Origin of the sequence: Nocardioides sp. 31GB23 (assembly GCF_040012395.1) — a bacterium.
In the GTDB taxonomy this organism is placed as follows: domain Bacteria; phylum Actinomycetota; class Actinomycetes; order Propionibacteriales; family Nocardioidaceae; genus Nocardioides; species Nocardioides salarius.
The window spans coordinates 1-8,486 of the sequence record NZ_JBDYKJ010000115.1; the positions used below are offsets into that span (position 1 = coordinate 1).

Annotated in this window: 7 protein-coding genes; 6 read left to right on the plus strand and 1 reads right to left on the minus strand. The window is 75.8% G+C overall.

All coding sequences use genetic code 11. The annotated features are described in order from the left end of the window. Positions 1 to 161 precede the first annotated feature (161 nt). The 6 genes from pknB (at position 162) to ABKW28_RS22265 (ending at position 7,417) form a co-directional block, all read left to right on the plus strand. A complete protein-coding gene (gene pknB / locus ABKW28_RS22240; RefSeq protein WP_193670484.1) occupies positions 162 to 2,183 on the plus strand; it encodes a Stk1 family PASTA domain-containing Ser/Thr kinase in 2,022 nt (673 codons plus the stop codon). Between the two features lie 217 nt (positions 2,184 to 2,400). Then, entirely contained in the window at positions 2,401 to 3,303 is a 903-nt protein-coding gene (locus ABKW28_RS22245; RefSeq protein WP_348613384.1) for a HAMP domain-containing sensor histidine kinase, read from the plus strand. A 58-nt stretch (positions 3,304 to 3,361) separates the two neighbouring features. Next, positions 3,362 to 4,285: a deoxyribonuclease IV gene (locus tag ABKW28_RS22250; RefSeq protein ID WP_348613386.1), complete on the plus strand. Its 924-nt coding sequence runs from the start codon at positions 3,362 to 3,364 to the stop codon at positions 4,283 to 4,285. Further along, on the plus strand, positions 4,282 to 5,247 hold the full coding sequence (locus tag ABKW28_RS22255; protein ID WP_348613388.1) for a DMT family transporter: 966 nt from the start codon (positions 4,282 to 4,284) through the stop codon (positions 5,245 to 5,247). The genes ABKW28_RS22250 and ABKW28_RS22255 overlap by 4 nt, the downstream gene beginning before the upstream one ends. A gap of 72 nt (positions 5,248 to 5,319) precedes the next feature. After that, a complete protein-coding gene (aroF, locus tag ABKW28_RS22260) occupies positions 5,320 to 6,369 on the plus strand; it encodes a 3-deoxy-7-phosphoheptulonate synthase (RefSeq protein ID WP_193670398.1) in 1,050 nt (349 codons plus the stop codon). Positions 6,370 to 6,499: 130 nt separating this feature from the next. Further along, a complete protein-coding gene (locus ABKW28_RS22265; RefSeq protein ID WP_193670399.1) occupies positions 6,500 to 7,417 on the plus strand; it encodes a hypothetical protein in 918 nt (305 codons plus the stop codon). Positions 7,418 to 7,424: 7 nt separating this feature from the next. Here the strand turns inward: ABKW28_RS22265 and ABKW28_RS22270 are convergent, their stop codons facing one another. Further along, complete coding sequence (locus tag ABKW28_RS22270; protein WP_348613390.1) at positions 7,425 to 8,417, minus strand: GntG family PLP-dependent aldolase; 993 nt, start codon at positions 8,415 to 8,417, stop codon at positions 7,425 to 7,427. Positions 8,418 to 8,486: the final 69 nt, after the last annotated feature.

Below are 8,486 nucleotides of genomic sequence, written 5' to 3' on the forward strand. Positions count from 1 at the left end.
GGGCCGCGGGGCCCCCCCCCCGGCGGCCCGCCCGCCTACCATGGAGCGGCCGGAACCTTCCCCGTCCGGTCCCGCAGGAGGTCGCTGTGCCGCCAGACCGGCAGCCGCACGAGGTCGCCCGGCCTGCCCGACAGGGCACGTCCGGCGGTCCCGCCGACCCCATGACCGGGCGGCTGCTCGACGGTCGCTACCGCATCGGCCCCCGCATCGCGCGCGGCGGCATGGCCAGCGTCTACGAGGCCACTGACCTGCGTCTGGACCGCGTCGTGGCCGTGAAGGTGATGCACGTCGGGCTGGGTGACGACGAGGAGTTCGCCGCCCGCTTCGTGCGCGAGGCGCGGGCCGCCGCCCGGCTCTCGCACCCCAACGTGGTGGCCGTCTTCGACCAGGGCGACGACGACGGCACGGTGTTCCTGGCCATGGAGCTCATCGCGGGCCACACGCTGCGCGACGTCATCGTCAAGGAGGCGCCGATGTCGCCGGCCCGCGCGCTGGCGCTCGTCGAGCCGGTCGTCTCCGCGCTGGCCGCGGCGCACCGCTCGGGCATCGTGCACCGCGACGTGAAGCCCGAGAACGTGCTGATCGCCGACGACGGCCGGGTCAAGGTGGCCGACTTCGGCCTGGCCAAGGCCGTGGGCACCGACACCCAGCACACCGCGACGGGCGGCGTGCTGATCGGCACCGTCTCCTACCTGGCCCCCGAGCTGGTCTCGCAGGGCATCAGCGACGCCCGCGCCGACGTCTACGCGGTGGGCGTGCTGCTCTACGAGCTGCTCACCGGCGCCAAGCCGCACGAGGGCGAGAGCCCCATCCAGGTCGCCTACAAGCACGTGCACGAGGACGTCGCCCCGCCCTCGCGGCTCGAGCCGACGCTGCCGGGGTACGTCGACGCGCTGGTGGCCCGCGCCACCGCCCGCGACCGCGGGCTGCGCCCGGCCGACGCCGGCGTCCTGCTGCACCACGTGCACCGGGTGGCGCACGCCCTGGCGGAGGGCGTGCGGGAGGACCCCGAGCTCACCCAGGACCTGGCGCCGCTGCTGCTGCACCCCGACACCGGGGCGCCCGTGCTCGAGGAGCCCGTCCGCGAGGGCCCCGGCCCGTCGCTGGGCGCCCCTGCGGACGGCGACCACGAGCCGACGTCGCTGCTGCGCGCCGGCGTACCGGCTGCGGCGAGCGCCCCGGACGGACCGCACCCGGCCCACCCGGTGAGCCGCCCGGCGGGGGCTGCCGCAGCGCCGGCCCGACCCGCTGGGCCCGGTCAGCCCGGTCAGCCCGGTCGGCCCGGTCGGCGGCGCCGGCGCTGGCGCGGTCCGCTGCTGGTGCTGCTGGCCGTGGTGCTGGCCACGACCCTCGGCCTGGGCGCCTGGTGGTACGGCTGGGCCCGCTACTCGACCGTGCCCAGCGTCCTGGAGCAGGGCCGTGCCTCGGCGGTCGCCGAGCTCGAGGACGCCGGCTTCGGCGTCGTCGTCGGCGAGGCCGTCTACAGCAACCGGGTGCCCGAGGGCCGGGTGGTCAGCGCCGACCCGGGCGCCGGCAGCCGGGCCCTGACGGGCGACGACGTGACGATCGTGCTGAGCCTGGGGGTCGAGCTGTACCCCGTGCCCGAGCTCGCCGGTCGCAGCCTCGAGGAGGCCGAGGCCGCCCTGGCCGAGGTGGACCTCGAGCTCGGCCGGGTGCGCGAGAAGTTCTCCGAGACCGTGCCCGACGACCAGGTGGTGCGCAGCACGCCGGTCGCCGGCAGGGAGCTGCGTCCCGGCGCGGCCGTGGACCTCGTGGTCAGCAAGGGCCGGCGCCCGATCAACGTCGGTGACTGGGTCGGCGAGCCGGCCGACGAGGCCCAGCGCACGCTCGAGCGCAAGGGCCTGGTCGTCCAGCGCAACGAGGACGTCTTCTCCGACGGCGTCCCCGCCGGGGACGTGGTGTCCCAGGAGCCGGGTGGCGGCACCCTGTTCAAGGGCGACACCGTGACGCTCACCGTCTCCAAGGGCCCCGAGCTCGTCGAGGTGCCCGGCGTGAAGGCCCAGGGCGTCGACGCCGCGCGGGCCGAGCTGGAGTCGCTCGGCTTCGTGGTGCGCGTCGAGAACATCTCCGACTACCTCGGCCTCGGCTTCGTCTTCCGCACCGACCCCGGGGGAGGCGAGCTCGTGCCGAGGGGCTCGACGATCACGCTCTACCTCATCTAGTCATTTCTGACCATGCCCACCTGGTCCCTACGGGTCATTCTGCTTCGACCGATCGGGTAGCACACTCGTTCTCGCGGGCTCGGGGTCCGCAACCCCTGGGGAGGGGCAGCACGAGGGGGCGACGATGCGCCGACACGGGAGAGCGTGCGCCGCAGCCGGCACCGGACGGTGGCACGACACGCACACGGTGGTCGCGGTCAGTGGGGTGGCTGCGGCCGTGGCGGTGTCGGTGGGCCTGCTGCCCGAGGCACTGGGCCGTGACCCGCGCCTCGTCGACCCCCTCGTGCTGGGGAGCACCCTGCTGCTGGTGCTGGCCGTCGGGCTGGTCGTGCACCGAGCGGCCGCCCGGGTGGTGCGGCTGGTCGAGGAGCAGCGAGCAGCGCTCGAGGCCGCGCTCCTCGAGGCCGCGCTCGTCGGAGCGCGCCGCGAGGCGCGGGCCGAGGAGGTCGAGCACGACGCCCGCAGCGCGCTGGGGGCGCTGCGGTCGGCGCTCTCGACCCTCGACCGCTACGCCGACGAGCTCGACCGCGACCTGGCCCACCGGCTGCAGTCGGCGGCGCTGCGCGAGGTCGACCACCTCGAGCGGCTGCTGCGCCAGCAGGGCTGCGACCTGGTCGCCTTCGACGTGCGCGAGGTGGTCCGCGACGTCGCCCTGACCCGCCAGGTCGCCGGCCTGCGGGTGCGCACCGACGAGGTCGCCGGACGGGCGCTCGGCTCGCCGGACGACCTGTCGACGGTGCTGGGCAACCTGCTGGTCAACGCCATGCGGCACGCGCCGGGCGCCGAGGTGCGCGTGTCCACCACCGAGGTCGGCGACGTCCTCGAGCTGCGGGTCCACGACGACGGCCCCGGCATCAGCGCCGCGCTGGCCCCGTCGGTCTTCGAGCGGGGCGTGCACGGCGGGCACGTGCTCAGCACCGGGCTCGGCCTGCACATCTCGCGCGAGCTGGCGCGGGGCATGGGCGGCGAGCTGCACCTGGAGCCGACGCCCGTGGGGTGCTGCTTCGTGGTCACCCTGGTGCGAGCAGGAGCGCAGCCCGCCACACGGTCCACCGCGGCCGGCTCCGCGGACCAGGCTCCGGACCGCACCGAGGACGACCGTCCGCTGCACGCCGTGTGAGGCCCGGCACGTCGACGCGGATTGGCGGCCCCCGAGCCGCGCTCCCTAGCGTGCTCGCGTGAGCACCCTCGACGCCGCCGCGCTCGTCCGGCGCAACCCCGTCGGCACCCACGTCCTGGTCGGCAAGGGCCTGGCGGCCGGTGCCCTGGCCGACGCCGAACGTCTGGGCTGCGAGACCCTGCAGGTCTTCGTGGGCAACCCGCGCGGCTGGGCGCTGAGCCCGGGCCGCCCGGCCGACGACGAGGCCTTCCGCACCGCGACGACCGAGCGCGGCATCCGCACCTTCATCCACTCCCCCTACCTGGTCAACCTCGGCTCGCCGACGCAGAGCACCTACGACAACAGCGTCGCCGTGGTGGCCCACAACCTGCGCCGCGCCGCCGAGATCGGCGCCGAGGGGGTCGTGGTGCACACCGGCTCGTACGTCGAGCCGCAGGGCGACCCGGCCGGCGCCGCCGAGCGCCACGCAGCCGCGCTGGGCCAGGTCCGCCAGGGGCTGCTGCCCCTGCTGGAGACCCTCGGCGACGACGCGCCCTGGCTGCTGCTCGAGCCCACCGCGGGCCAGGGCCGCTCCCTGTGCGCCGGCGTCGAGGACCTGGCGGCGTACCTCGACGCGCTCGACCACCACCCGCGCGCCGGGATCTGCCTCGACACCTGCCACGTCTTCGCGGCCGGTGCGCCGCTCGACGAGCCGGGCGGGGCCGCGGCCACCCTCGACCGCATCGTGGAGATCGGCGGGCCGGGTCGGCTGCGGCTGGTGCACGCCAACGACTCCAAGGACGTGCGCGGCGCCTTCAAGGACCGCCACGAGCGGATCGGCGAGGGCCACATCGGCACCGCCGCCTTCGGCGAGCTCTTCGCCCACGCGGCGACCGAGGGGGTGCCGTTCGTGCTCGAGACGCCCGGCTCCCGCGACGACGACAACGCCGACATCCCCCTGCTCAAGCGCCTGCGCGCCGAGGCCCACGGCGTGCCTCGGTGACGACCGGGACGACGGGCGGGACGGCGGCGGTCGTCGGGCGCCGTACCTCGGTGCTCGCGACGCTGGCGCTGCTGGCGATGACCGCCAGCTGGGGCAGCACCTTCTTCCTGATCAAGGACCTGCTCGAGCGGGTGCCCACCCTCGACTTCCTGGCAGTGCGCTTCGCCGTGGCGACCGTGGCGATGGTGGTGGTCGCCCCGCGCGCCCTGTCGCGGCTCAGCGCGCGGTCGCGACGCCACGCGGCGGTGCTCGGGCTCGTCTACGGGCTGGCCCAGATCCTCCAGACCGCCGGGCTCGCGCACACCCCGGCCAGCGTCTCGGGCTTCATCACCGGCATGTACGTCGTCATCACGCCGCTGCTGGCCGCCGTGCTGCTGCGCACCCGCATCGGCCGCACCACCTGGGCCGCGGTGGCCCTGGCCACCGCCGGCCTGGCGGTGCTGAGCCTCGACGGGCTCTCGGTGGGCTACGGCGAGGCGATCACCTTCGTCTCGGCGATCCTCTACGCGCTGCACATCGTGGGCCTGGGTGCCTGGTCGGACGCCCGCCAGGCGCTGGGCATGGCGATCCTGCAGATCGCGGTGATCGCCCTGGTCTGCACCCTGGCCACCGCCCCCGACGGCATGGTGCTGCCGAGCACCCGCGCCGACTGGGCCTCGGTGGTCTACATGGCGCTGGTCGCGGGGGCGCTGGCGATGCTGGCCCAGACCTGGGCGCAGGCGCACCTGCCCCCCACCCGCACCGCGCTGATCATGAGCATGGAGCCGGTCTTCGCGGCCACCTTCGCGGTGTGGCTGGGCGGCGAGGCGACCACCGCCCGGATGCTGGGCGGCGGCCTGATGGTGCTCACCGCGATGCTCGTCGTCGAGCTGCGCCCGCCGCGCAGCCAGCACCCGCCGGGCCCGCGCCCCAGCCCCGACGACGGCCCGATCGAGGGACAGGTCACCCACCTGGCGGTGTGAGCGGCACGTGACGCCGGTCTCGCGGGCTGGAAGCCCCGCAGCGCCGTCCTCGCCCGCGCCTACCCTCCTCCCATGGTCGTCGTCATGTCCCCCGACGCCACCGACGAGGACGTCGCGCGGGTCGTCGAGCGGGTCGAGGGCGTCGGCGGCGAGGCGTTCGTCAGCAAGGGCGTGCTGCGCACGATCATCGGGCTGGTCGGTGACATCGAGTCCTTCCACCACCTCAACCTGCGCACCCTGCGCGGGGTCGCCGACGTGCACCGCATCTCCGACCCCTACAAGCTGGTCAGCCGCCAGCACCACCCGCACCGCTCGACGGTGTGGGTCGGCCCGCCGGGGCACCAGGTGCCGATCGGCCCCGACACGTTCACCTTCCTGGCCGGGCCGTGCGCGGTCGAGACCGCGGCGCAGACGCTCGAGGCGGCGCAGATGGCCGCCTCCGCGGGCGCCACGATCCTGCGCGGCGGAGCGTTCAAGCCACGCACCTCGCCGTACGCCTTCCAGGGCCTGGGGGTGCGCGGCCTCGAGATCCTCGCCGACGTCCGCCAGGCCACCGGGCTGCCCGTGGTCACCGAGGTCGTCGACGCCCGCGACGTGGCCGTGGTCGCCGAGCACGCCGACATGCTGCAGGTCGGCACCCGCAACATGGCCAACTTCGGGCTGCTGCAGGCCGTCGGCGACGCCGGCAAGCCGGTGCTGCTCAAGCGCGGCATGACCGCGACCATCGAGGAGTGGCTGATGGCCGCCGAGTACGTCGCCCAGCGCGGCAACCTCGACATCGTGCTGTGCGAACGGGGCATCCGCACCTTCGAGCCGGCCACCCGCAACACCCTCGACATCTCGGCGGTGCCGGTCGTGCAGGCCACCAGCCACCTGCCGGTGATCACCGACCCCTCGCACGCCGCCGGACGCAAGGACCTCGTGGTGCCGCTGTCGCGGGCCTCCATCGCGGCCGGGGCCGACGGCGTGATCGTCGACGTGCACCCCGACCCCGAGACCGCGCTCTGCGACGGCCCGCAGGCGCTGCTGGGCACCGACCTGCGTGAGCTCGCCTCGGCCGTGCGCCGGCTGCCCCCGGTGCTGGGCCGCGTCGACGCCGGCGAGCGGATCCGCACCGCCTGACCCACGCGCCGGGCCCGGTCGGGACCGGTCGGGGCCGGTCGGGGCCGGTCGGGGCCGACCGAGACGGCTGGGGTCGCTGGCTAGGCTGGTCGCGCCGCACGGGAGGGGCCCGCGGCACCTGGGGAGGGACGTGACGGCGTACTGCACCGCCTGCGGAGCCGCCCTCGTCGACGTCGGGCGCTACTGCACGAGCTGTGGCCACCGCCGCGCCGACGCCCCCGAGGTGGAGGCTCCGCCGCCCGTCGGCCAGCAGCCCGGCCCGGCCCGCTACCCGCTCTACGTCGACCCCGGGCCGACGTCCCCACGGCCCGGCTCGTGGCACCAGCCGACGGAGACGGGCCTGCCCGCGGTGCCCGCTGCTCCTCCGCAGTCTCCCCCGCCGTCTCCCCCGCCCGAGCCGCGGGCTCGACGTCGGGGGCCGCTCCTGGTGCTCGTCCTGCTGCTCCTGGCCGCGCTCACCGTCGGCGGCGCCGCCTGGCTGGGCGGTCGCGACGACGGGGCCGGGCCGGGCGCACCCGGTGCCGGCGGCGACGCCGAGCCCCGCTCGCTGCTCGATCTGGCGCAGGCCTTCGCACCCGCCCAGGACGACGACAGCGTCGACATCGCCACCGGCGCGACCACGACGTACGACGCGGCGAACCTGCTCGACGACGACCCCGCCACCGCGTGGCGGGTGGCCGGGGCGGCGGTCGGCACCGAGCTGGTGCTGCGCTTCGACTCCCCCGTCACGCTGACCAGCGTCGGGCTGGTCAACGGCTACGCGAAGACGTCGGTCTCCGACGGCACCACCTACGACCTCTACACGGGCGGACGCCGGGTCACCGCCGTGACCTGGCTGCTCGGCGACGCTCCCCCGGTGCGCCAGGAGCTCGACCAGGCCCGCGAGCCGCAGGCGATCGACGTCGGTGCGGTCACCACCGACACCGTGCGCCTGCGCATCGAGTCGGTCACCGAGCCCGGCTCGGGCCCGGCCGCGCGCGACACCACCGCCATCAGCGACGTGGTGCTCGACGGGCTCGTCGACCGGGCTCCGCCCGCGGGCGGGTAGGCGGCCCTCAGAGGCCGGCGAGCACCGCTGCCGCCTTCTCGGCGGCGGCGCGGTCCACCCCGAGGTGGGTCACCAGGCGCACGGTGCGCGGTCCCACCGCCGAGACGCGTACGCCGGCCTCGGCGGCGCGGGCCACGAAGCCGGAGGCGTCGTCCTGCGGCACCACCACGATGTTGGTGTCCACGCCGGCCGGGTCGACGCCGCAGGCCTCGGCCAGGAGGGCGGCGTGCTCGTGGTCGTCGGCGAGCCGGTCCATGTGGTGGTCGAGCGCGTGCCGGCCGGCCGCGGCCAGGATGCCCACCTGCCGCATCCCGCCACCCATCCGCTTGCGGCGCACCCGCGCCTCGGCGATCGCGTCGGCGGAGCCGACCATCAGCGAGCCCACCGGCGCACCGAGGCCCTTGGAGAGGCAGACCGCCATCGTGTCGGCGACCGCGCCGTACTCCGCCAGGGGCGTGCCGGTCGCCACGTGCGCGTTCCACAGCCGGGCGCCGTCGACGTGCACCGCGATCCCGGCGCCGTCGGCGAGCTCGCGCAGGTCGCGCAGGTCGCTCATCGGCAGCACGGTGCCGCCGGCGAAGTTGTGGGTGTTCTCGACCGAGACCGCCGCGGTGCGCACGAAGAACGGGCCCATGTCGGGGGCCAGCATGTGCTCGACGACGTCGAGGTCGAGCTGGCCGCGGGGGTGCAGCCAGGTGCGCATCGTCACGCCGCTGATCGCGCCGTGCGCGCCGAGCTCGGCCCGCGCGATGTGGGCCGAGGCCTCGCAGAGCACCTCCTGGCCCGGCTCGACCAGGGCCCGCACCGCCAGCACGTTGGCCATCGACCCGGTGGGGGTGAACAGCGCCGCCTCGTGGCCCAGCAGGCCCGCGACGTGCTCCTCGAGGTCGAGCACGGTCGGGTCCTCGCCGTACACGTCGTCGCCGACCTCGGCGCGCGCCATGGCGGCACGCATCGACTCGGTGGGCTTGGTCAGGGTGTCGGAGCGCAGGTCGATCACCCCGGCATCCTCACACCCGCGCCCCCGGCCGGTGGCACCCGCCCGGGGGGGGGCCCCCCCCCGCCCCGG